This window comes from Clostridium sp. CTA-1 (assembly GCF_054768215.1).
Genome location: NZ_BAAAAP010000008.1, coordinates 119,699 through 142,089, shown reverse-complemented (window position 1 = coordinate 142,089; position 22,391 = coordinate 119,699). Strand labels below are relative to the sequence as shown.

23 protein-coding genes are annotated in these 22,391 nt (G+C 28.1%); all 23 read left to right on the top strand.

What is annotated here, in order from left to right:
• Window positions 1-12: 12 nt before the first annotated feature.
• The 23 genes from ACYUEW_RS08775 to ACYUEW_RS08665 all read left to right on the top strand — a co-directional run bounded on the left by ACYUEW_RS08775 (window position 13) and on the right by ACYUEW_RS08665 (window position 22,336).
• Entirely contained in the window at window positions 13-288 is a 276-nt protein-coding gene (locus ACYUEW_RS08775) for a YggT family protein (RefSeq protein ID WP_003486541.1), read from the top strand.
• Complete coding sequence (locus ACYUEW_RS08770) at window positions 289-1,059, top strand: YlmH family RNA-binding protein (protein ID WP_460276595.1); 771 nt, start codon at window positions 289-291, stop codon at window positions 1,057-1,059.
• 15 nt (window positions 1,060-1,074) lie between these two features.
• Entirely contained in the window at window positions 1,075-1,734 is a 660-nt protein-coding gene (locus tag ACYUEW_RS08765) for a DivIVA domain-containing protein (RefSeq protein WP_460276594.1), read from the top strand.
• 308 nt (window positions 1,735-2,042) lie between these two features.
• Window positions 2,043-3,131 carry a 3-dehydroquinate synthase gene (gene aroB, locus ACYUEW_RS08760; RefSeq protein ID WP_042385189.1) on the top strand — a complete coding sequence of 363 codons (1,089 nt, stop codon included), beginning with the start codon at window positions 2,043-2,045 and terminating at the stop codon, window positions 3,129-3,131.
• Window positions 3,132-3,824 carry a 5'-methylthioadenosine/adenosylhomocysteine nucleosidase gene (locus tag ACYUEW_RS08755; RefSeq protein WP_460276593.1) on the top strand — a complete coding sequence of 231 codons (693 nt, stop codon included), beginning with the start codon at window positions 3,132-3,134 and terminating at the stop codon, window positions 3,822-3,824.
• A 99-nt stretch (window positions 3,825-3,923) separates the two neighbouring features.
• Complete coding sequence (gene aroF, locus ACYUEW_RS08750) at window positions 3,924-4,727, top strand: 3-deoxy-7-phosphoheptulonate synthase (RefSeq protein ID WP_460276592.1); 804 nt, start codon at window positions 3,924-3,926, stop codon at window positions 4,725-4,727.
• Between the two features lie 179 nt (window positions 4,728-4,906).
• A complete protein-coding gene (gene aroA, locus ACYUEW_RS08745; protein WP_460276591.1) occupies window positions 4,907-6,235 on the top strand; it encodes a 3-phosphoshikimate 1-carboxyvinyltransferase in 1,329 nt (442 codons plus the stop codon).
• Window positions 6,236-6,451: 216 nt separating this feature from the next.
• A complete protein-coding gene (locus ACYUEW_RS08740) occupies window positions 6,452-7,075 on the top strand; it encodes a TraR/DksA C4-type zinc finger protein (RefSeq protein WP_003486525.1) in 624 nt (207 codons plus the stop codon).
• 315 nt (window positions 7,076-7,390) lie between these two features.
• A complete protein-coding gene (gene lspA / locus ACYUEW_RS08735) occupies window positions 7,391-7,834 on the top strand; it encodes a signal peptidase II (protein WP_003486524.1) in 444 nt (147 codons plus the stop codon).
• A gap of 3 nt (window positions 7,835-7,837) precedes the next feature.
• The gene (locus ACYUEW_RS08730; RefSeq protein ID WP_003486521.1) at window positions 7,838-8,755 is read left to right on the top strand and encodes an RluA family pseudouridine synthase; all 918 of its coding nucleotides are present in this window, start codon (window positions 7,838-7,840) and stop codon (window positions 8,753-8,755) included.
• A gap of 492 nt (window positions 8,756-9,247) precedes the next feature.
• The gene (pyrR, locus tag ACYUEW_RS08725; RefSeq protein ID WP_003486519.1) at window positions 9,248-9,784 is read left to right on the top strand and encodes a bifunctional pyr operon transcriptional regulator/uracil phosphoribosyltransferase PyrR; all 537 of its coding nucleotides are present in this window, start codon (window positions 9,248-9,250) and stop codon (window positions 9,782-9,784) included.
• 43 nt (window positions 9,785-9,827) lie between these two features.
• Entirely contained in the window at window positions 9,828-11,171 is a 1,344-nt protein-coding gene (gene uraA, locus ACYUEW_RS08720) for a uracil permease (RefSeq protein WP_003486516.1), read from the top strand.
• A gap of 551 nt (window positions 11,172-11,722) precedes the next feature.
• Window positions 11,723-12,484, top strand: coding sequence for an exodeoxyribonuclease III (locus tag ACYUEW_RS08715; RefSeq protein ID WP_265204550.1), 762 nt, complete (start codon window positions 11,723-11,725; stop codon window positions 12,482-12,484).
• 223 nt (window positions 12,485-12,707) lie between these two features.
• Window positions 12,708-13,850 carry a THUMP domain-containing class I SAM-dependent RNA methyltransferase gene (locus ACYUEW_RS08710; RefSeq protein ID WP_003486512.1) on the top strand — a complete coding sequence of 381 codons (1,143 nt, stop codon included), beginning with the start codon at window positions 12,708-12,710 and terminating at the stop codon, window positions 13,848-13,850.
• Between the two features lie 230 nt (window positions 13,851-14,080).
• Complete coding sequence (locus ACYUEW_RS08705; RefSeq protein WP_003486510.1) at window positions 14,081-14,626, top strand: carbonic anhydrase; 546 nt, start codon at window positions 14,081-14,083, stop codon at window positions 14,624-14,626.
• Window positions 14,627-14,805: 179 nt separating this feature from the next.
• Entirely contained in the window at window positions 14,806-15,621 is an 816-nt protein-coding gene (modA, locus tag ACYUEW_RS08700) for a molybdate ABC transporter substrate-binding protein (RefSeq protein ID WP_003486508.1), read from the top strand.
• A gap of 9 nt (window positions 15,622-15,630) precedes the next feature.
• Entirely contained in the window at window positions 15,631-16,302 is a 672-nt protein-coding gene (gene modB, locus ACYUEW_RS08695; protein WP_003486506.1) for a molybdate ABC transporter permease subunit, read from the top strand.
• Window positions 16,303-16,500: 198 nt separating this feature from the next.
• Complete coding sequence (locus ACYUEW_RS08690; RefSeq protein WP_460276590.1) at window positions 16,501-17,160, top strand: ATP-binding cassette domain-containing protein; 660 nt, start codon at window positions 16,501-16,503, stop codon at window positions 17,158-17,160.
• Window positions 17,161-17,225: 65 nt separating this feature from the next.
• Window positions 17,226-17,795: a hypothetical protein gene (locus ACYUEW_RS08685; protein WP_003486501.1), complete on the top strand. Its 570-nt coding sequence runs from the start codon at window positions 17,226-17,228 to the stop codon at window positions 17,793-17,795.
• A 347-nt stretch (window positions 17,796-18,142) separates the two neighbouring features.
• On the top strand, window positions 18,143-19,063 hold the full coding sequence (locus tag ACYUEW_RS08680) for a patatin-like phospholipase family protein (RefSeq protein ID WP_043031838.1): 921 nt from the start codon (window positions 18,143-18,145) through the stop codon (window positions 19,061-19,063).
• A gap of 351 nt (window positions 19,064-19,414) precedes the next feature.
• Entirely contained in the window at window positions 19,415-19,570 is a 156-nt protein-coding gene (locus ACYUEW_RS08675; RefSeq protein ID WP_003358525.1) for a hypothetical protein, read from the top strand.
• 268 nt (window positions 19,571-19,838) lie between these two features.
• Window positions 19,839-20,891 (top strand): methylcobamide--CoM methyltransferase, encoded by a 1,053-nt coding sequence (locus tag ACYUEW_RS08670; RefSeq protein WP_043031840.1) that lies wholly within the window; start codon window positions 19,839-19,841, stop codon window positions 20,889-20,891.
• A 47-nt stretch (window positions 20,892-20,938) separates the two neighbouring features.
• Window positions 20,939-22,336: a Na+/H+ antiporter NhaC family protein gene (locus ACYUEW_RS08665; protein ID WP_003486495.1), complete on the top strand. Its 1,398-nt coding sequence runs from the start codon at window positions 20,939-20,941 to the stop codon at window positions 22,334-22,336.
• The last annotated feature ends 55 nt before the right edge of the window (window positions 22,337-22,391 follow it).

The following is a 22,391-nucleotide window of genomic DNA, read 5'->3' as shown; positions in this document are numbered from 1 at the left end:
TTGGAGGCAAATATGGTATCTAACACTATAACAACAGCGGTATCACTTTTATTTAGGCTTTTAGAAGGAGCTATTTTAATTGATGTACTATTATCTTGGATAGCTCCTGGAAGAAGGGATCCTTTCACTAATTTTATACATAGTCTTACGGATCCACTTATGAAACCTGCAAGAAGTTTTCAAAATAAAATAGCTCCTAATTTGATGATAGATTTTTCACCTATATTTGCTTTTGTTTTATTAGATGTTTTAAGAAATTTAGTTTTTATTATTTTAGGCATGTTCTAAATGAACAAAGAAAAATTTTTAAATAAAGTAAATATAGAAGATAAGAGTTTATTGCTAGATATATATAATAAGGCTATTTTGGCAGAAAAAACAGGGAAACAGCTATTTTCATCTTATTTTTGTACTAACAACATATGTAAAGTTTCTTGTGAATTGGCTCACTTTTTAAATTTGAAAATAGATATCTTTGGAGTTTTTAAAGATGCAGAAAGACAAATTATAGGATTTAATGTTTATGATACTGAAGATTTTCCAATAGTTCTAGTTAAAATAAACTATAATTCTAAATTTGTGAATCTAGAACACAAGGATTTTTTAGGTGCTTTAACATCCTTAGGTATAAAGAGAGAAAAAATGGGAGATTTGGTTTTAAAACAAAACAGTTGTTATGTACCTATTTATGAAGATTTATACGAATATATATATATGAATTTAGATCATATAGCTAAAGCACCCTGTAGAATAGAAAAGATGGATTTAAAAACTCAGGTGATTCCTGAGTTTAATTTTCAAGAAAAGTCTATTATTGTTTCTTCTAATAGAGCAGATTCTATAGTGGCATCTCTATGTAATATTTCAAGAACTAAGGCGCTAGATTTAATAGGATCCTCAAAAGTATTTGTGGATTATGATGAAGTTAAATCTAAAAACAAAGAAATACATGGAGGATCTATAGTGACTATAAGAGGATATGGTAAATTTAAAATGGATTCTTTTATAGGAGAAACAGCTAAAGGAAGAATTAAAATATTATTTAAAAAATTTATTTGATTTGAGGTGTGTTCTATGAAGATAACATCAATGGATATTACGAATAAACAATTCAAAAAATCCATGAGAGGATATAATTGTGATGAAGTAGATGAGTTTTTGGATAAAATATCAGAGGACTATGAAGAGCTATATAAAGATAATTCATCTTTAAGAGAAAGAGTAAATACATTAGAAGAGAGATTAAACCATTATGATAAAATGGAAGAAACTATACAAAATACTCTTTTGTTAGCACAAAATGCAGCAGAGCAAGCAAAGGAAACAGCTCAAAAAGAAGCAGATTTAATAATAAAAAATGCTAATGATTCTGCTAAAAGGGTTATAGAAAAATCTCAAGAAGATGTTATGAAAATAAATGATGAATTCCAGTATACAAAACAAGAATTTAATAAATTTAGAAATAGATATAAAACATTTATGAAAACTCAAATGGATATGTTTTATGAAATGGAAAAAGAATTTATGAAAAACTATAATCTTGGTACTGGTATAGAAGAAAAATTTGTGCCTGAAAAGGAGATTGAAGTTCAAGATAGTAGAGCTTTAGTAAATGAGATAGATAATTCACAAACTAGGGAACATAGTTTTAAAGTTTCAGATATTACTATAGATAATTCTTCTTTAAACAAAAATAATAATGAAATAAAGAGTTTTTATATAAAAGAGGATTAATAGAAGAGTTTTTGCATATAGCAAAAACTCTTTTAATTTATATAAATGAAAAAAGTTTTTAGCTTTATAATTAATAAATTATTTTTAATAAATAAAAAAGTGAAATTATACCTAATATGCTAATAAAATATTGGCTATATGGTATAATAAATTTATCCGATGATTACCCACTCTAATACTCCCATATGAGTAAAGAGCAGCTACGTCCCTGGATAACGATTTTTTAGCTTTACAGGGAGTAAAAACTCCCTGTAAAGCTAAGAACTCTGTTTATCCAAATTACTTTATATATGAAAGTAGGTGAAGTTATGAAAGAAATAATATTAGAAAGTTTAGAACTTAAGCATAGGGTATACATAAACAATAACTTAAATAGGTTTCACAATATACTTTTAGAAAATAAGATAAAGGATACAGATAGTATATTTATAGTAACGGATAAAAATATATATAGCTTATATAAACATAAGATGGAGCAATTTATAAATAAAAATAAATATTTTGTATTTGTCATGGATACGGGAGAAGAAAACAAAAATATTAATACAGTAAATAAAATATATGATTTTTTAATAGATAATAATGCTAATAGGCATAGTGTATTAATAGCTTTTGGTGGAGGAATAGTAGGAGATATTACAGGTTTTGTGGCCTCTACATATATGAGAGGTATCCGATTTATAAATATACCAACTACACTATTGGCTCAAGTAGATAGCTCAATAGGAGGAAAAGTTGCTTATAATCATAGAGAAATAAAAAATTTAATAGGAAACTTTTATAATCCAGTCTTTGTTTATGTGAGTACTAGTTTTTTGAAGACCTTAAGTGAAAGAGAGTTTTTAAACGGATTAGGAGAAATAATAAAATATTCTTTAATAAGGGAGAACGATTTATCTTATTTTATAGAAAAGAATATTAAATTTATACTAGAAAGAGAGCAAGACAAACTTATTCATATAGTGAAGGAATGTTTATCTATAAAAGCAGCTATTGTAGAAGAAGATTTTAGAGATTTAGGTATGAGAAATTCCTTGAATTTTGGTCATACCGTAGGGCATGCCATAGAAGCTAATTCTAATTACAAGATATCTCATGGAGAAGCAGTAGCTTTAGGCATATTAGTAGCTTTAAAATTGTCAGAAAAAAAGCTAAATCTAGATAAAAACATATATAATAATATAGTAAAGTTATATAAAAAGTTAAATTTACCACTTTTCTATAAAGTTGACAACTATAAAACATTTTTGTATGCTATAAGACATGATAAAAAAAATAGAGACAAAATTAGATTTGCTTTACTAGAGGAAGTAGGTAAAGTAAAGGTAAAAGTAGAAGTGGAAGAAAATGAGATTATTAAAGCTATAAAAGAAAGTATAGATAGGGAGGAAAAATAAATGACAATAGGTATTATAGGTGCAATGGATGAGGAATTAGAATTATTATTAAAGGAATTAGATTTAGAAAAAAAGCAAGTTAAAGCCAATATGACTTTTAATTTTGGAAAACTTTGGGGAAACAATGTAGTAGCTGTAAGATGCGGTATAGGCAAAGTAAATGCAGCAGTTTGTGCTCAGATACTCATAGATGATTTTAAAGTGGATAAAATAATAAATGTAGGTATAGCTGGAGGAACAGCAGAAAATGTATTACCAGGAGATGTGGTAGTAGCGAATAGTTTAGTTCAACATGATATGGATACTTCTGCTTTTGGAGATCCAATAGGACAAATTCCAAGATTAGATACATTTGATTTTAAATGTGACATTGAATTAATAGAGAAAGCTAAAAAGGCCTTCCAGAATAGAACAGACCATAAATGTTTAGTAGGAAGAATAGTCACAGGAGATCAATTCATAAATGATAAGGAAAGAGTTCAATGGATGTGCAAAGAGTTTAATGCACTAGCTTGTGAAATGGAGGGTGGAAGTATAGCTCAGGTTTCTTATTTAAATAACGTTCCTTTTGTAGTTATAAGATCCATATCAGATAATGCAAGTACAGGAGCTCATATGGAGTATGAAGATTCTATGACTATAGCTATAAAAAATTCCACCAACATATTAAAAGGAATGCTTACAAATATATAAATTTATCAGATATTTAGTTATCTAAAAGTTTAAAATAGTATATAAAACATTAGTCTAAAGAAGAGAGAAAAGAAAGAAATTTTCGTAGGTGATATTTTAATGGAAAAATTATTAATAGATAGAAAAAATGGTAAAAATATTATAGTCAAGGTAGGAGATATAGTTATAGGAGGAGAAGAAAAAGTAATTATATCAGGTCCTTGTGCAGTAGAAGATGAAAAAACAGTTATGGCTATAGCAGGAAGCCTTAAAAAATTAGGAGCTCATATGTTAAGAGGAGGAGCCTTTAAACCAAGAACTTCTCCTTATTCTTTCCAAGGGTTAAAATTTGAAGGACTTAAAATTTTAAAAGAATGTGGAGATAAATTTAACATGCCCATAGTAAGCGAAGTAATTGATGCTAGGGATTTAGAAGAAGCTTATGATTATATTGATATGATACAAATAGGTTCAAGAAACATGTATAACTATACTCTTTTAAAAGAAGTAGGAAAGATAAAAAAGCCTATTCTTTTAAAAAGAGGCATGAGTGCTACTCTTAATGAATGGATTTATGCAGCAGAGTATATAATGAGTGAAGGTAATATGAATGTAGTATTATGTGAAAGAGGTATAAGAACTTTTGAAAGTTATACAAGAAACACACTAGATTTAAATACTGTAGCAGTAATAAAGGATAAATATAGAGTCCCTATAATAGTAGATCCAAGTCATGCCACAGGTTTTAGAGAATATGTAAAACCAATGGCTTTAGCTTCTATAGCAGCAGGAGCGGATGGGCTTATAATAGAAAGTCATATAAATCCAGATAATGCTATATCTGATGCTAGACAGACTATAAATGTTAAAGAGATGAAAGAAATAATTGATAAAGTAAAACAAATTGATAAAATATTATATTGATAAAATATTATAGGGGAATTTTTATGATTTTTGGTTTCTAGGGTACTGAATAAATTATTCTAAAATTTTATAAGTAAAAATATTTTTATTGAAATTTGTACTAATAAGTTGAAAATAGCTTAACATAATTATGAAATTATATTAAATCTAAATTAATATTAAGAAATTGGTGAATAAAAATGGATTTATTGGTTAAAGGTTTAAAAAAAAGCTTAACGGGAGAATACGAAATAATAGGAGATAAATCTATAGGTCATAGATCTTTAATAATAGGAGCATTAGCTAAAGGAGAATATAAAGTTTATAATTTTCCCAAGAACTTAGATTGTCTGGCTACTTTAGATTCCATGAAAAAACTTGGAGTAGATATAAAGGTAGAAGGAAATACCTTAAAGGTAAATTCCCCTGGATATGAAAATTTTAATAAGAAACCAGAAGTATTACAGGGTAAAAATTCAGGAACCACAGTAAGACTTATGGCGGGTGTTTTAAGTGGCATAGGGGCAGAAACAAAATTTATAGGTGATGACTCTTTAAGCTGTAGACCTATGAAAAGAATTATAGAGCCCTTAGAAAAAATGGGAGCAAAAATAGAAAGCAAAGATAATAAACTACCTCTTAAGTTTTTAAAGCATGATGGATTAAATTCTATAAAATATAATATGAAAGTGGCATCCGCCCAAGTAAAATCCTGTATATTGTTAGCAGGTTTAATGTCAAAAGGAAAAACCACAATAGTAGAGGATAAGTCTACCAGAGATCATACGGAGAGAATGTTAAAATATTTAGATGCTTATATAAATATAAGGAATATATATTCTAAGGATAGAAAGAAAAGTACTTTTAAAAAAGAAGTAACTATAGAAAAGTCTAAATTAAATAGTAAAGATATATATGTACCGGGAGATATATCCTCAGCAGCCTTCTTAATTTCAGCAAGTTTACTTATAGAAGGTTCTAATTTGTGTATAAAAAATGTACTTTTAAATGAAGGCAGAATAGAATATATAAATGTTTTAAGGAATATGGGAGCAAATATAGAAATAGAAAAGGGAAAGTTATTAAATGGTGAACCTGTAGGAAATATACGTGTGAAAGAAAGCTATTTAAAGGGTATTACAGTAGAAAAACATATTATACCTAATATAATAGATGAAATACCAGTACTTTCTGTAATAGCGGCCTTTAGTGAAGGGAAAACTATATTTAAATCTGTAGAAGAACTGAAATTTAAAGAAAGTGATAGAGTAGAAGCTATTATAGAAAATTTAAAAAGGGCTGGGGTAAAATCTGCATATAAAAATGGAGATTTAATTATAGAAGGAAACAAATCCTACATAGATAAATCCTTAGAGATAGAAAGTTTCAAAGACCACAGAATAGCTTTAGCTTTTTTAGTTTTATCTTTAAGAAATAAAAAACATACTTTAATTAAGGATTACGAATGCACAGAAATATCATTTCCTAATTCTTTAAGTTTATTTAATTTAGATTACGATTTGATTTAGATAGGTCTAAATTTTTTATATATAAAAAAATTATTATAATATACAATTTTAATTTAAAAGAGCAGTAGTTATTATAATAAGGAAATTGTTATTATATATAAAATGGTAACAAAAATTAGGTTAATTAAAAGCTTTTTACATAGAATAAATAAAGCAAATATACTTAAAATATCATTAGGAAAGTAAAAGTTCTATGGAGAAAGGGGTTTATAACCTATGGATAAAAATTCTTTAGAATATTTTAAAAATAAACTTATAAGAGAAAAAGAAGGCGTAAACTCTTTGCTAGAGGAAATGAAGGATAATGAAACCATAGATTCTAACTCTGCCATAAGCATGGAATTATCTAATTATGATAACCATCCTGCAGATACAGGATCAGAACTTTTTGAAAAGGAAAAAGGGCTGGCTCTTAAGGAAAATGAAATATCTATAATGAAAAAAATAAATGATGCATTAAAAAATATAGAGGATGGAAGTTATGGAGTCTGTAAGAGTTGTGGGAAACATATACCAAAGGAAAGATTAGAATTTGTTCCTTATGCAGAGTTTTGTGTTAAATGCCAAAATGAAGTTAGTGGAAAAAATGTTAGAAAAGTTCAAAGACCTATTGAAGAAGAAGTATTGGGTTATCCTTTTGGATATGGATATAATGATAAAACTACAAAAGTAGAATTTGATGCAGAAGATTCTTATCAAAGTGTAGAGTTTTTTAATAAGATGAAAAATATGGATGAATATTACAATGTAGGAGAAGAACAGGATTTAGAAGAAGAAGGTTATGTAGAACCAGTAGAAAGAATAAGTAATGAGTATTATAAAAGTACATTATATGATTAAAAATTAAACATCAAGTAATTCTAAGGTTCAGTGAGAGTCTATTTATCTGATGACTACCTGCTCTAATACTCTCATCTTCTTAAAAGTGGGAGTAAAGAGCAGCTACGTCCTTGGATAACCATTTTCTAAGCTTTAAGGGAGTAAAAACTCCCTTGGTAAAGTCAAAAACTCTGTTTATAATAGAACACTGAACTTTGGAATAATTTTTAAAGAATAAACTTATATATTAAAGTATTTATAGATACTTTAAATTTAAAGTTATAAAAAATTCTATTTAATGATAAAGTATAGTTTTACAGTAATAGGGGGGATATTTTGGGAATAATTATATTAATATTAGGTATAGTTTTAGATAGAATAAGTAAAATATGGGCTTTAAACACATTAGCTTCTGGTAAGGATATAGTTATAATAAAAAATTTATTTAGCCTTTCTTATTTAGAAAATAGAGGAGCAGCTTTTGGGATATTTCAAAATAGATTAATATTTTTGAGTTTAATAACTGTAATTGTAATTTTAGGAGTAGCATATTTTATTGTAAAGTACAAGCCAACTTCAAAGTTACTAAAAATATCTTTATCATTAATAATAAGTGGAGCCATAGGAAATTTAATAGATAGAATTTATTATAAATTTGTAGTAGATTTTATAATGTTACACTATAAAGATGTTTATTTTTTCCCTACATTTAATGTAGCGGATACATTAGTAGTTATAGGTACCATATTATTAGCTATATACATATTAAAGGAAGAGTAGTTTATGGAAAAAATATGCTTAAAAGTAGAAAAAGAATTTGATAATGTAAGATTAGATTTATACTTATCCAAAATATTTGAAGATAAATCTAGATCTTATCTTCAAGGAATTATAGATGAGGGGAATGTTCTAGTAAATAATAAAGAAAAAAAGAGAAACTATAAATTAAAAGTTGGAGATAATATTAAAGTAAATATACCAGAACCTAAATTGCTTCAAATAGAACCAGAAGATATTAAGCTAGATATTATATATGAAGATAAGGATGTAATAGTTGTAAATAAGCCCCAAGAAATGGTGGTACATCCTGCACCAGGGGTATATTCTGGAACTTTAGTTAATGCTCTTTTGAGTCATTGTAAAGATTTATCTGGTATAAATGGAGTAGCAAGGCCTGGTATTGTTCATAGAATAGATAAAGATACTTCAGGAATATTAGTTGTGGCAAAGAATGACATATCTCACAATAATTTAGCAGCTCAATTTAAAGAGCATTCAATTTCTAGGGTATATATGGCTTTAGTAGAGGGCATAATAAAGGATGGACAGGGAACTATAGAGGCGCCTATAGGTAGACACCCTGTAGATAGAATAAAAATGGCGGTAGTGAAAGATGGAAGGTATGCCGTAACCCATTATAAGGTTATAGAAAGATTTAAAAATCACACTTTAGTAGAGTGTAAGTTAGAAACAGGAAGAACACATCAAATAAGAGTTCATATGAGCCATATAATGCATCCTTTAGTAGGAGATCCTGTTTATGGTTATAAAAAACAAAGATTTAATCTAAAAGGACAAATGTTGCATGCAAAGTTATTAGGTTTTATTCATCCTACTACAGGACAATATGTAGAATTTGAAAGCCAACTACCAGAGTATTTCAAAAAAATAATAAAAATTTTAAGAAATGAATTGATTTAATTTAAAAAAAGTGATAAAATATGTCTATAAATGTCACAAAAGATAAAAACATAAAAGAGCAAAAGATAAAATTTTTAATAACAAAAGATAAAATAATTTAATAACAAAAGAAAAATATAATTGTAATTAAAAAATTAATATTTATTCATAAAAACAAAAGACAAAATTACAATTTATAATTATTAGTAAAAACAAAAGATAAAATTAAAACTGTTGAAAAACTAAATTAAATGTTGTATAATAGTAAGAAATATTTTACCTTTAAAATGATCCTGTGAGGTCATAAGGCTATGAATAAATTTAGATGGAACTATTATGCCTTTACTCACAGAGTAAAGGCATTTTTTTATTCTATGATTAACAATTCTAATATTCCTTCTTACATAAGAGGAAAATAAGAATTTTAAAGTTTTTGCATTAGTTTAACTAAAATTTAGATGGGCAAAAACTCAACTTAATTAAGTTTCAGTTTACAAAAAAGGAGGCATAAAAATGAATCTTAAGGCTGAAATACTAGATGAAAAAGGTATTAAAAGAAGTCTTACAAGAATAGCCCATGAAATAATAGAAAAAAATAAGGGGGTAGAAGATATTATTCTTGTAGGTATAAAAAGAAGAGGGTACCCTCTAGCTAAGAGAATAGCTAAGGCTATAGAAAATATTGAGGATATAAAAGTACCTGTAGGTTCTGTAGATATAACTTTATATAGAGACGATTTAACTAAAGAAAATGAACAGCCAGTAATAAAAAGCTTAGATTTAGAACATCATATTAATGATAAAAAAATAATTCTAGTAGATGATGTAGTATTTACAGGAAGAACAGTAAGAGCAGCTATGGATGCTACTATACATCATGGAAGACCTTCTGGTATACAGTTGGCAGTTCTAGTTGATAGAGGGCATAGAGAATTACCTATAAGACCAGATTTTGTAGGAAAAAATATTCCAACCTCAAGAACAGAAGTAGTATCAGTACATTTAAAAGAACTTGATGGACAAGATTCCATTAAAATATTTGAAAAATAGCGTCTTTTAAAATAGTCCAGAGAGACTAAAAGGAGGAAATAATATGAAAAAATATGTAGATGTAAATGAAAAATTACCTATCTTAAAAACTATACCATTAAGTTTTCAACATTTATTTGCAATGGTGGGAGCCACTATATTAGTACCAATGCTTACAGGTATGAGTCCTTCCATTGCATTGTTTGGAAGTGGTGTAGGAACACTTCTTTATGTACTTTGTACAAAGGCAAAACTACCAGCTTATATAGGATCATCTTTTGCATTCATAGGTCCCATGACGGTGGCATCATCAGCTTATGGAACTAATGCCATGTTATCAGGAATAATAACTGCAGGTTTAATTTATATATTAGTAGCAGCTATAATAAGTTTTACAGGAACAGATTGGTTAAATAAAGTATTACCACCAATTGTAGTTGGTTCCGTTGTAATAGTAATAGGTTTAGGATTAGCAGGAGTAGCAATAAATTGGGCGGGTCTTAATTCTAATTTTACAGTAGATTCTATGCAAAGTGTACCAAGATGGGCATGGATTACAGTTTCAATGATAACCCTAGGAATAGGAATACTTGGAACTATGTATTTTAAAGGATTCTTAGGAGTAATACCAATTCTTATAGCAATGATATGTGGATATATTTCAGCATTATCCCTAGGGGTTATATCTCAGGAAACTTTAACTAAAATAGCAAGTGCACCCTTATTTCAGCTTCCACCATTTATGAAACCAGAGTTTAACATAAATGCCATGATATTAATGGCACCAGTAGCTTTTGTAACTTTAGCAGAACATATTGGACATGTTTATGTAACAAATAATGTAGTAGGGAAAGACTTTACAAAGGATCCTGGACTTCATAGATCTATACTAGGAGATGGAGTAGCTACTTTATTAGCAGGATTTATAGGAGGACCTCCAAATACAACTTATGGAGAAAACATAGGAGTTATGGCTATAACTAAAGTATACAGTGTATGGGTAATTGTGGGGGCTGCAATAATAGCTATTATACTTTCATTTATAGGACCTGTAGCTACACTAATAGCTACCATACCAATGCCAGTAATGGGTGGAGTAAGTATACTTTTATTTGGAATAATCGCTTCCTCAGGTTTTAGAGTATTTGTAGAGGATAAAATAGATTTTAGTAAAAAGAGAAACCTAATAATATCCTCTGTAATAATAGTGTTAGGAATAGGTGGAGCAGCAGTAAAATTTAAGTTAGCAGGCTCAGAAGTAGAAATAGCAGGAGTTGCATTAGCAACACTAGTAGGAATAATATTAAATTTAATACTTCCAAAAGAAAGTAGAACAGAAGAAGAAGATAATAAAGAAGAAAATCTTAAAGAAGAATTTGTTAAACCTATAGAAAAAAATGTGGGTTAAAAGATTTAATGTATAATACCTTTTAAAGGTTAAGAATTAAAGCAAAAAGTATTTTTAGTCAATAAATAGCTATAAAAAATAAAGAATACTAATATTTGTGTTCTAATATCTAAACTAACGCACTGATGCCACGTCCTGTGGCAAAGTGCTAGCTTATATATTAGTCCACAAATAAAGTATTCTAATTATTTTTCTAGATATTTATTTTCTCTAAAAGTACTTTTTGTTTTAATAGGTTTAAAAGGTATTATTCTAATTTGTATTTATGAAAAGCCTAAAAGCTATATATTTTTTTTTCAAAGAATTTCACTGTGGATTTCCTAAATCATCTGTAAGAAGTTTATACTAGCTTCTACTATTTGTTTAAAAAGATGCATGTGTGCCGTAAAAGGCATTTTAAAAAGATTAATCATATCTGCACTCTATACTCTAAATAACAAAAGTGCCTAGCACTTTTATTATTTTACGTGTGTTTTTCAAAATTTTTTGGTATAATTTATAATAGTTATTAAATAACATTATTTAGATGAATTTAAGAAAAGGTGAGGATTATGAGAATTTATTCTTGGAATGTTAATGGTTTAAGAGCGGTAGCGAAAAAGAATTTTCTGGAGTGGATAGGGGAAGAAAATCCTGATATATTATGTATACAAGAAACAAAACTGCAGGAAAATCAATTAGAAGATAATATAAAAAATATAGATGGCTATTATTCTTATTTTAGTTTTGCTCATAAAAAGGGATATAGTGGTGTAGCTACTTACACTAAGGAGGAGCCTATTTCAGTAAAACATGGCATAGGTATAGAAAGATTTGATTCAGAAGGAAGAATACTTATAACTGAATTTAAGGATTTTATACTTTTAAACATATATTTTCCTAATGGCCAAAGGGATGAGGAAAGACTTCAATATAAATTAGATTTTTATGAAGCCTTATTTAATTATTGTGATGAGTTAGTTGAGGAAGGTAAAAAGCTAGTTATATGTGGAGATTATAATACAGCTCATAATGAAATAGATCTTAAAAATCCTAAAGCTAATGAGAAAGCCTCAGGATTTTTAAGAATAGAAAGGGACTGGTTAGATAAAATAATAGAAAGAGGATATATAGATACCTTTAGAAATATGAATCCAGATAAGATTAAATATTCCTGGTGGAGCTATAGATTCAAAGCTAGAGAGAGAAATGCAGGATGGAGAATTGATTACCATTTTGTTTCAAACAATCTATTAGATAGGGTGGAAAATACAGAAATATTAAATGAGGTTTATGGTTCAGATCATTGTCCTGTAATGTTAGAGCTAAAGTAAATAGTTACTAATATAAAATATTTTAGATTACAGGCTAAATAATTTTTTCTTATTAAAATATTTTTAATACTTAGGATAATAATCTATTAAGAAAGTGCATTTAAAAACCTATAAAATAGGAAAAATTCAATATATATAATCAATTATGATAGATTAATAAAGTTATAAGAAAATTTATTCAGTATATGAAACACAAATTATATTTAAAGTAGGAGATGAAAAAATGGAATATACACTAATTGCCACAGCAACCTTTGGGTTAGAAAAAGTAGTAGCTAATGAATTAAAAGAATTAGGTTATGATGATTTAACAATAGAAAATGGTAAAGTTACCTTTGTAGGTGATGAAAGAGATATAGTTACATGTAATATGTGGCTTAGAACTGCAGATAGAGTTTTAATAAAAATGGCAGAATTTAAAGCGGAAAGTTTTGAAGAGCTTTTTCAAGGAACTAAATCAGTACCTTGGGGAAAATATATTTCAGAAGATGGATTTATGCATGTTACAGGAAAATCTATTAAATCCGCACTACATAGTGTGCCAGATTGTCAATCTATAGTAAAAAAAGCTGTAATAGAGGCTATGAAAAGAGAGTATGTTAAGGATTGGTTTAGCGAAGATGGTGCAGAGTATAAAATAGAGGTAGGTATTTTAAAGGATATAGTTACATTAACATTGGATACTTCAGGCCCAGGACTTCATAAAAGAGGATATAGAGAAAACGCAGGAGAAGCTCCCCTTAAGGAAACATTAGCAGCAGCTTTGGTGCTTTTAAGTAAATGGGAACCTTCTAGAATACTTTCAGACCCTATGTGCGGTTCTGGAACTATTGCCATAGAAGCAGCTTTGATAGGTAAAAATATAGCACCAGGCTTAAATAGAAATTTTGCAGCAGAGGCTTGGGATATAATACCTCTTAATATGTGGGAAGAAGTAAGGCGCCATGCTAGAAACTCTATAAATAAAGAGGATTTTAGAATATTAGCTTCAGATATAAATGGAAGAATATTAAAAACAGCTAGGGATAATGCAGAAAAAGCAGGAGTTTCTGATTATATAGCTTTTCAAAAGATGTCTATGGAAGAGTTTAAATCAAAAAAGAAATATGGATTTATAATAACTAATCCACCTTATGGCGAAAGATTAAATACTTTAAAAGAAGTAGAAAAACTTTATAAAAATCTAGGAGAAGTATATTCAAGTTTACAGGATTGGTCTTGTTTTATATTAACTTCTTATGAAGGTTTTGAAAAAATATTTGGGAAAAAATCAGATAAAAATAGAAAACTATATAACGGAAGATTAAAATGTTATTACTATCAATATATAGGATTAGAGCCTCCTAAAAAACATTATGAAAAGTAATATTTAAAGGATATAGATTCAAGTATTAATTTATTATATAAGTTTATTTAGATAGTTTAATATAGGACACTACTTAATATAAAACCCACTAGCTAAAGTTAAAGTGTTTTAATATCTATCATTTTTTATAAGATCTAGGAATTAATGAAGATAGTTAAGTAATGCAAATATTAGAATTATAAATAAAGGTGGTGAAATTTTATGGGATTATAATATCTCATAAATAAAATATGGATAGATTAATAAAAGTAGAAAACATTAAAGATATATTACCTATTTATAAAAACACAGCTATTGAAAAACTTTTTAAATATCATAATTTAGGTTATAAACTAGAAAAATATGATAATGCAGAATTGTTAGTTGGAATGTGTATGGATAATCGCAAACAACTTAAGATACCTAATAATTTTGCATATATACTTAGAACTGGTGGAGGGAACCTAAGATATAGTGAGTTTAAAATATCTTATGCCATTGCAGTAGGTGGGGTTAAGACCTTAGCATTAATAGGGCACAACCATTGTGGAATGGTAAATTTAATGAATAAAAAGGAAAAATTTATTCAAGGACTAGTGGACAATGCTGGCTGGAATATGCAGCAAGCAGAAGAACACTTTATGAGTTTTGCTCCTATGTTTGAAATAGAAAATGAAATTAGTTTTTTATTAAGTGAAACTAAGAGGCTAAGAGAAAAATATCCTAAAATATTGATAGCACCATTATTTTATAATGTAGATGATAATTTATTATATTTAGTTAAGGAGAATAATTAGAAACCTTCTAGATAATCAACTATTAAAATAACTTAATTTATTTGACATTAAAAAATATATGTAAAAGATAATTATTTAATATTATATTAGAAAAATATTTACAAAAGGCATTTGGGGACAGTTTACAAAAATAGAAATATGATCTATATTTAAAATATATAAAAAAAGGAGGGAGTATTTTGAAGAAAATTTTAAGTTTTTTAATTGTATCTATTTTAGCATTAGGTTTATTTGGATGTACTAATACTAAGGTAGAGGAAAAAAAAGAAGATGCATCCAATAAGAAGGAATCTAAAGAAAATCTTGATATAACTGTATCTGCTGCTGCAAGCTTAACAGAAGCTTTAACAGAAATACAGAAAAAATATGAAAAAGAAACAGGAGCTAAGCTTTCAATAACTTTTGATGCTTCTGGCACACTTCAAAAGCAAATAGAACAAGGAGCTCCAACGGATTTATTTATATCAGCATCTAAGAAGAATATGGATAAATTACAGGAAGAAAAATTAATAGATAATGATACAAGAAAAGATTTATTAGGAAACAAACTTGTTTTAATCGTATCTGAAGAAAATAGAGACAAAAAAGTTGAAAAAATATCTGATTTAAAAAATATGAATTTTAAATTAGCTATAGGAGAACCTGAATCTGTTCCAGCAGGAAAATATGCAAAAGAAGCGATAGAATACTATAAATTGTGGGATGTTTTAAAAGATAAAATTGTATATGGTAAATCTGTAAAACAAGTGGCTAAGTATGTAGAAAGTGGAGAAGCCGCTGCAGGAATTGTTTATAATAACGATGCTAAGGTATTAAAGAAAAGTTACATAAAATATACTTTTGATGAAAAATCTCATAATCCTATTGTTTATCCAATGGCAGTAGTTAAAAATAGCAAAAACAAAGAAGGTGCAAAGAAGTTTGCAAAATATATTCAGACAAAAGAAGCCAAAGATATATTTATAAAATATGGATTTAATCCTATAGAAAAATAGGAAATCATTATGATATTAGAACCAATTATTTTATCAGTGAAAATAGCTTTTATATCTACAATTTTTACATTTTTATTTGGTATACTATTGGCTAGAGTTATTACTAAGTATAATTTTAGAGGAAAAGATATACTTGAGAGCTTAATTATTATGCCAATGGTTCTTCCACCAACAATTACAGGTTATGGGCTGCTTATTTTAATGAGCAGGAGGCATTTTATAGGAAAATTTTTATATGAGAACTTTGGAATAACTATTATATTTACTCCTGCTGCAGCTTGTGTTGCAGCGATAATAGTTTCAATACCTTTAATGTATCAAAGTGCTAAAGCAGCATTTTTGAATATTGATCATATATATGAAAATGCAGCAAGAACACTTGGTGCAAGTGAATGGAGGATTTTTTTAAAGATAAGTTTTCCATTGGCATGGCCAGGTATAGTAAGTGGAAGTGTATTGTCCTTTGCAAGGGCTTTAGGAGAATTCGGAGCTACTTTAATGGTTGCGGGGAACATACCTGGTAAAACACAGACCATACCTACTGCTATATATTTTGCTGTAGATAACGGATATACAAAAGTGGCAAATACACTTTTAGGAGTAGTTGTAGTATTTAGCTTTGTTTTAATATTTTCATTAAATTCATGGCTAAAAAAGAAGGACTATAAAAGGCTAAATTAAATTATATTTATAAAGACTTAGAGGCAGTATATTATGTTAGTATATAATTAACAAACATGATTACTGCTTTTAGTTATAATTGACGAAATTACATAACTCTTAAATAATATTGAAAAGAAAAGTTGATGAATTGTTTACAATAATATTTGTAGTCAATTAATTCAATTTTAAAAAAGGAATTAAAAGGAGTTTTGACAAATGATAAAATTAGATATAGTTAAAAGCTTAAATTATTTTGATTTACACTGTAATTTAACTTTAGGGAATGAAGTAGTCGCATTGCAAGGTTCTTCAGGATCAGGAAAAACAACCATTTTGGATTGCATTGCAGGTATCAAAACTCCTGATAAGGGGATTATTAAGATTGATAATAAAATTGTTTTTTCTTCTTCGGAAAATATAAATTTACCAATAAAAGATAGACATATAGGATATTTATTTCAAAATTATGCTTTGTTTCCTCACATGACTGTGGAAGATAATATATTATTTGGAGTAAAGAATCAAAAGGATTATGATATAAGTTATATAAATTATATAATTGAAACATTTAAAATAGAACATCTTAAAGATAGAAAGCCTAATGAAATATCAGGTGGAGAAAAACAGAGAGTAGCTTTAGCAAGAGCTTTGGCAATAAAGCCTAACGTATTAATGTTAGATGAGCCATTTTCAGCATTGGACAAGGCTACTAAGGAAGCAGTCTATAAAGAATTTATGGAATATAAGAAGCAGTTTAAAATGAGTATTTTTTTGGTTACTCATAATCCTTATGAAGCAGAATTGCTTGCGGATAGGTCCATAATTATTAATGATGGAGTCCTTGTAAAAAGTAATGATGCTTTTAATATTGTGTAAAATAGTTTATAATAAAATAAATTCGGATTTAAAACATAGTAATAGATGAAGGGGACGATATAATTATGAAAAGTTTTTTTAAGACACTACTTATTGTATTGATATGCATAGTGATAGCAGGATTTGCATTTTTTAAGATGGCTACTTACCAAGGAGACAAAGGAGAGAATTTAAGTGATAATTCCATTAAGAATGAAAATATATTAGACAAACTAAAGAATGTAGAACTTAGCAAAGGAACTTTAACTGTAAATGAAGAAGATGTAAATGAAATGCTAAAAGTTTATTTTCAAAATGAGAAAAATGTAGGAAGTATATTGGTGAAATCTGCTAAAGTTGATACTAAGGATAATAAATTAAATTTATATATACCAGTTAGATATAATGGAATTGATTTGCTTATGTCATCCTATGGAGATGTAAGTGCAAGGGATGATAAAATAATCTATAAAGTAGATAGTATAAAAATGGGAAAAGTATCAGTACCTAAAAGTATTCTTCTAAATGAAATAAAAAAATCAAACATGAGTAATATTCAGAGCAATGGAGATGAGATTATTATAGATAAGGGGATTACTAAAGTTAAAATAAAGGATATAAAAATCGAAGATGGGAAATTTAAAGTTAGTTTTTAAAAATATAATTTTACCGTAGTTTTTTCAGTGGTTATATGATTTAATAGAAGATTAAAAATCATATAATCACTGAAATTTTTTTGAAATAGAATATATGCTATTTATAAAGTAAATTTTATAATTTAGATAAAGAATAATTTAAAACAAAACACATGTTGTTTATAAAGTTATTCTAAGATATGAATATTGGCTTTTATAGAAGTAAACATTGTAATTATTATAAGTAGTATGTATTAGTTATATTATAATGTTTAAGTTATATATGTTAAATTGTACCTATATAAAGTATATTAAGAGTTTAAGAAACATACTATAAAATAAAGCAATATATTTTAAGGTGAGTTTATTTGTTAAAAGCAGACGGTGTTTTTCAAGGTGGTGGAGTTAAGGCTACAGCTTTTACAGGAGCTATTTGTAGATTAGAAGAGGAAGGAATGATGTGGCAAAGGCTTGCAGGAACATCTGCAGGAGCTATAATAGCAGCTTTTTTAGCTGTAGGCTATAGAGGAAAAGAAATAAAAAAAATAATGTACGAGTTAGATTATAAAAAAGTTGGAAATATAACTGCTATCAAAAAATTCCCTTTAGCCAAAAAGTCTTTAGGACTTATATTGGAAAAGGGTATTTTTAGTACACTGTATATAGAAAAATACCTTGAAGAAGTGTTTAAGAATAAAGGAAAAACAAAGTTTAAACATATAAGTTTAAATAAAGAGTCTCCATTAAAGATAATAGCTTCAGATGTTACTAATAAAAGATTACTTATATTGCCAGATGATATAAAAAAATATGGCATGGATCCTATGGAATTAGAAATAGCTAAAGCAGTAACAATGAGCATAAGTATTCCATTCTTTTTTACACCAGTAAAGCTTAAATATATGGAAAAAGAAGCCTATATAGTAGATGGAGGAATAACTAGTAATTATCCTATATGGATATTTGATGTAAAGGACGTGCCTAGATGGCCAACATTTGGGTTTAAGTTAGGCAATAGTGGGGAATTTAATAGAACTATAGAAAATAAGGATTTTATATCCTACATAGTAGATGTAGTAGAAACAACTATAGATTCTTATGATGAAAGTTATTTAAGGGATAAAGACAAAATCAGGACTATATCTATACCAGCCTTAGGAGTAAAAACTACAGAATTCAATATATCCTTAGAAACTAAGGAAAAATTATATAAAGAAGGTTATGAAAAGGCAGATGAATTTTTGAAAAAATGGGATTTTAGAAGATACATAAGATCCTATAGAATTTAGGAAATTTTAATTAACTATATAAATTTTTAGCGTTTTAAATTAATTGTTGTTTTATATAGGCTTATAATTAAAAGTTGTAAATTGTTCTAAAATATTGCCCTAAAATCTAGATGATTTTATAAACAGAGTTCTTAGCTTCAGAGGGAGTTTTTACTCCAACTTTGAAGAAAAGCAGAGAGTCCAAATCTTTGATTTGGTGTGAATCGCTTTCACAGAGTGCGATGGGAGTATTAGAGCGGGTAGTCATCGAATAAAAGGCTATAGTTTAAATTTGTTAATGATTTTTATAAATATTTATTTAAAAGTTACTTATACTAAAGATGTAAACTTAATAAATCAGGAGGTATTATTATGAAGCCAAAAGAAAAGAGAGAATGGACAGAAGAAAATTATTTGGCTAATGGTCATAAGACTCAAAATCAATGGGCAAAAAATAAGCTTAATACTACTATAAAAGAACCAGGAACGAATGAAAGTGGTATAGAAGCAAAAAAGAAAGGATACTAATTTACACTAAAATATTTTTATAGATAAATCCCCCCTAAATAAAAAACTTCTTTCTGGTGAAAATTAGAAGTATAAAACCAGAAAGAAGTTTTTTTATTTAAAAACAAGTATTATATAAAAATTTTATAGAAAAAATTTAGCTTATTTGAATTCCATATAATTGTAGAAAATTTATTATTGTAATGCTAAAATACACAGTTGGAAGTAATAATTAGAAATTAAGGATAATAATTTGAAAAATATTTTTATTTAGAAAGGAATGTTTTAATTGATCAAAGAAGAAATGACACCAAAAGAGAGGGTTGTAGCTTTTTCTAAAGGGGAGGAAATTGACAGAATAATATGTATCCCGGATATGGGAGTTACTATGGCACCTTTTATTGGAGTTACAGCTAGAGATTATTATCATTCAGCACAGCTTATGGCAGATTTAGAAATAGCTTTGTTTAAAAGGCTTCATCATGATGGTGTAAGTATATCTACTAGCCTTAGAGGAGTTGCTGAGGCTATGGGCGCTAAAGTTGGTTATCCCGAATATGGAATTTCTTATTTAATAGAGCCAGCTATTAATTCTATAGATGAAATAGAATCTCTTAAAGTTGTGGATCCTTTAAAAGATGGGAATCTACCAACTTTACTTGAAGCAATAAGACTTACTAGAGATGCACTTATGGATAAAGTAGATGTTGGTGCTGCTATGTCTGGACCTTTTAGTGTTGCAGCTTCTGTAGTTGGAACAGAAAACCTATTAAAATGGATGATTAAGTATCCTAAAAAAGTTCACACTTTAATGGATATAGTAGCGGAATCTAATAATAGATACATAGAGGAAGTAGCCAAGCTTGGAGTATCTATTGGATTTGCAGATCCAGTTTCATCTACTAGTCTTATAAGTCCAAAACAATTTAGAGAATTTTCATTACCAGCTCTAAAGAAAAATATTAATAAAATAAAAGAGAAGACTGGTGGAGCCCCTGCTATACATATTTGTGGCAATAGTAAGGAAATATGGGAAGATGTTGTGAATGCGGGGATTTCTAATTTTAGTATTGATAATGCAGAAGATTTAGAAGAAGCTAAAAACATAATGGGAGATAGAGTAGTCATTACTGGAAACGTTCCCCCTGTAGATATAGTCTACAGAGGAAATAAAGAAGCTATTTTTAAATCCGTTAAAGAATGTATTAAAAAAGGTCATGATTCTAAGAAAGGCTATATTTTAAGTACAGGCTGTCAAATTCCAATGCACACACCAATAGAAAATATTGAAATGTTTATGGAAGCAGGAAAAACTTATGGAAAATATCCTATAGATCTATAATAAAGAATTTAGAAAATAACTTTAAATTAAGATGAGGAGAGTTTCAAATGGGAAATACAAATGAAAATAAAGGAAATGGAAAGGCTCTTATACCTTTTGCTATTTTTGTGTTAGTGTATTTATGCTCAGGAATTATATTATCTATTATGGGAGTAGAAATGGCATTCTATCAATTTCCAGCTCCAATTGCAGTAGTAATAGGAATAATATTTGCATTTATTCTAATACAAGGAACTTTAGATGAAAAAATGGACAGCTTTGTTAAAGGTTGTGGGGACGAGAATATAATAATAATGTGCATTATATATCTTTTAGCTGGTGGATTTTCATCAGTTTCTAAAGCAATGGGTGGAGCTGATGCTACAGTAAATTTAGGATTAACTTTAATACCACCTCAATTTATTGTAGTAGGTATATTCTTAATATCTGCATTTATTTCTATTGCAACAGGAACATCAGTAGGAACTGTTGTTGCAGTAGGTCCTATAGCTGCTCAGTTAGTAGCAAAAGCAGGATTAAATATGCCCTTGGCACTAGGAGCATTAGTTGGGGGAGCTCTATATGGAGATAATTTATCAATTATATCCGATACAACTATAGCTGCTACAAGGACTCAAGGTGTAGATATGAAAGATAAATTTAGAGTTAACTTTGGCTTTGCTACGGTAGCAGCTTTAGTTACAATAGTTTTTTTGTTTATATTTGGAAAGCCAGTAACTACGCCAAAAATGGTAAGTCATTCATTTAATTTAATAAAAATAATTCCTTATATGTTTGTTTTAATAGCAGCCTTAGCTGGGAAAAATGTATTTGCAGTATTAATGGGTGGAATAATACTTTCTGGAGCTATTGGGATTGGTTATGGAGACTTCACAATTTTAGGATTTGCAAAGGAAGTTTATGGGGGATTTACAGGGATGTTTGATATTTTTTCATTATCACTGTTAACTGGAGGACTTGCTAATATGGTATCCAAAGGTGGTGGTCTTGACTGGCTTTTATACAAGATAAATAAAATGATAAAAGGTAAAAAATCTGCTGAATTAGGAATAAGTTCACTTGTAGCATTAACAGATGCAGCTACAGCAAATAATACGGTTTCTATAATTGTTTGTGGTGAATTGTCAAAGGAAATATCAAAGGAATATAAAATAGATCCAAGAAAAACGGCTTCTCTTCTAAGTACATTTTCAATGGCAATGCAAGGAATAATACCATATGGAGCTCAATTATTGATAGCAGGTAGTTTTACTAAAGGCTCAGTTAGCCCAGTTCAAATTGTACCTTATATGTGGTATCCATTTATATTAGCTATATTTGGTATAATTTTCATATTAACTCCTTTTGGGAATGGTTATTTAAAGAAACATCCTTGGGATTTTGAAAATAGTAGACCTGCGATAAAGGGGAGTTTTGAAAATAGTAAACCTGTAGAAAAGGCATAAATTGATTTAAAGGACAAACTCATGAATAAATTTTTATGTGTTTGTCCTCATACCC

Coding starts and splice junctions, on each gene's coding strand:
- ACYUEW_RS08765 (WP_460276594.1), top strand. CDS start 1,075: ATGAAGATAACATCAATGGATATTACGAATAAACAATTCAAAAAATCC.
- ACYUEW_RS08755 (WP_460276593.1), top strand. CDS start 3,132: ATGACAATAGGTATTATAGGTGCAATGGATGAGGAATTAGAATTATTA.
- ACYUEW_RS08740 (WP_003486525.1), top strand. CDS start 6,452: ATGGATAAAAATTCTTTAGAATATTTTAAAAATAAACTTATAAGAGAA.
- ACYUEW_RS08775 (WP_003486541.1), top strand. CDS start 13: ATGGTATCTAACACTATAACAACAGCGGTATCACTTTTATTTAGGCTT.
- aroF (WP_460276592.1), top strand. CDS start 3,924: ATGGAAAAATTATTAATAGATAGAAAAAATGGTAAAAATATTATAGTC.
- ACYUEW_RS08675 (WP_003358525.1), top strand. CDS start 19,415: ATGAAGCCAAAAGAAAAGAGAGAATGGACAGAAGAAAATTATTTGGCT.
- ACYUEW_RS08690 (WP_460276590.1), top strand. CDS start 16,501: ATGATAAAATTAGATATAGTTAAAAGCTTAAATTATTTTGATTTACAC.
- ACYUEW_RS08685 (WP_003486501.1), top strand. CDS start 17,226: ATGAAAAGTTTTTTTAAGACACTACTTATTGTATTGATATGCATAGTG.
- ACYUEW_RS08770 (WP_460276595.1), top strand. CDS start 289: ATGAACAAAGAAAAATTTTTAAATAAAGTAAATATAGAAGATAAGAGT.
- ACYUEW_RS08705 (WP_003486510.1), top strand. CDS start 14,081: ATGGATAGATTAATAAAAGTAGAAAACATTAAAGATATATTACCTATT.
- modB (WP_003486506.1), top strand. CDS start 15,631: ATGATATTAGAACCAATTATTTTATCAGTGAAAATAGCTTTTATATCT.
- ACYUEW_RS08715 (WP_265204550.1), top strand. CDS start 11,723: ATGAGAATTTATTCTTGGAATGTTAATGGTTTAAGAGCGGTAGCGAAA.
- pyrR (WP_003486519.1), top strand. CDS start 9,248: ATGAATCTTAAGGCTGAAATACTAGATGAAAAAGGTATTAAAAGAAGT.
- ACYUEW_RS08710 (WP_003486512.1), top strand. CDS start 12,708: ATGGAATATACACTAATTGCCACAGCAACCTTTGGGTTAGAAAAAGTA.
- aroA (WP_460276591.1), top strand. CDS start 4,907: ATGGATTTATTGGTTAAAGGTTTAAAAAAAAGCTTAACGGGAGAATAC.
- aroB (WP_042385189.1), top strand. CDS start 2,043: ATGAAAGAAATAATATTAGAAAGTTTAGAACTTAAGCATAGGGTATAC.
- ACYUEW_RS08665 (WP_003486495.1), top strand. CDS start 20,939: ATGGGAAATACAAATGAAAATAAAGGAAATGGAAAGGCTCTTATACCT.
- ACYUEW_RS08730 (WP_003486521.1), top strand. CDS start 7,838: ATGGAAAAAATATGCTTAAAAGTAGAAAAAGAATTTGATAATGTAAGA.
- uraA (WP_003486516.1), top strand. CDS start 9,828: ATGAAAAAATATGTAGATGTAAATGAAAAATTACCTATCTTAAAAACT.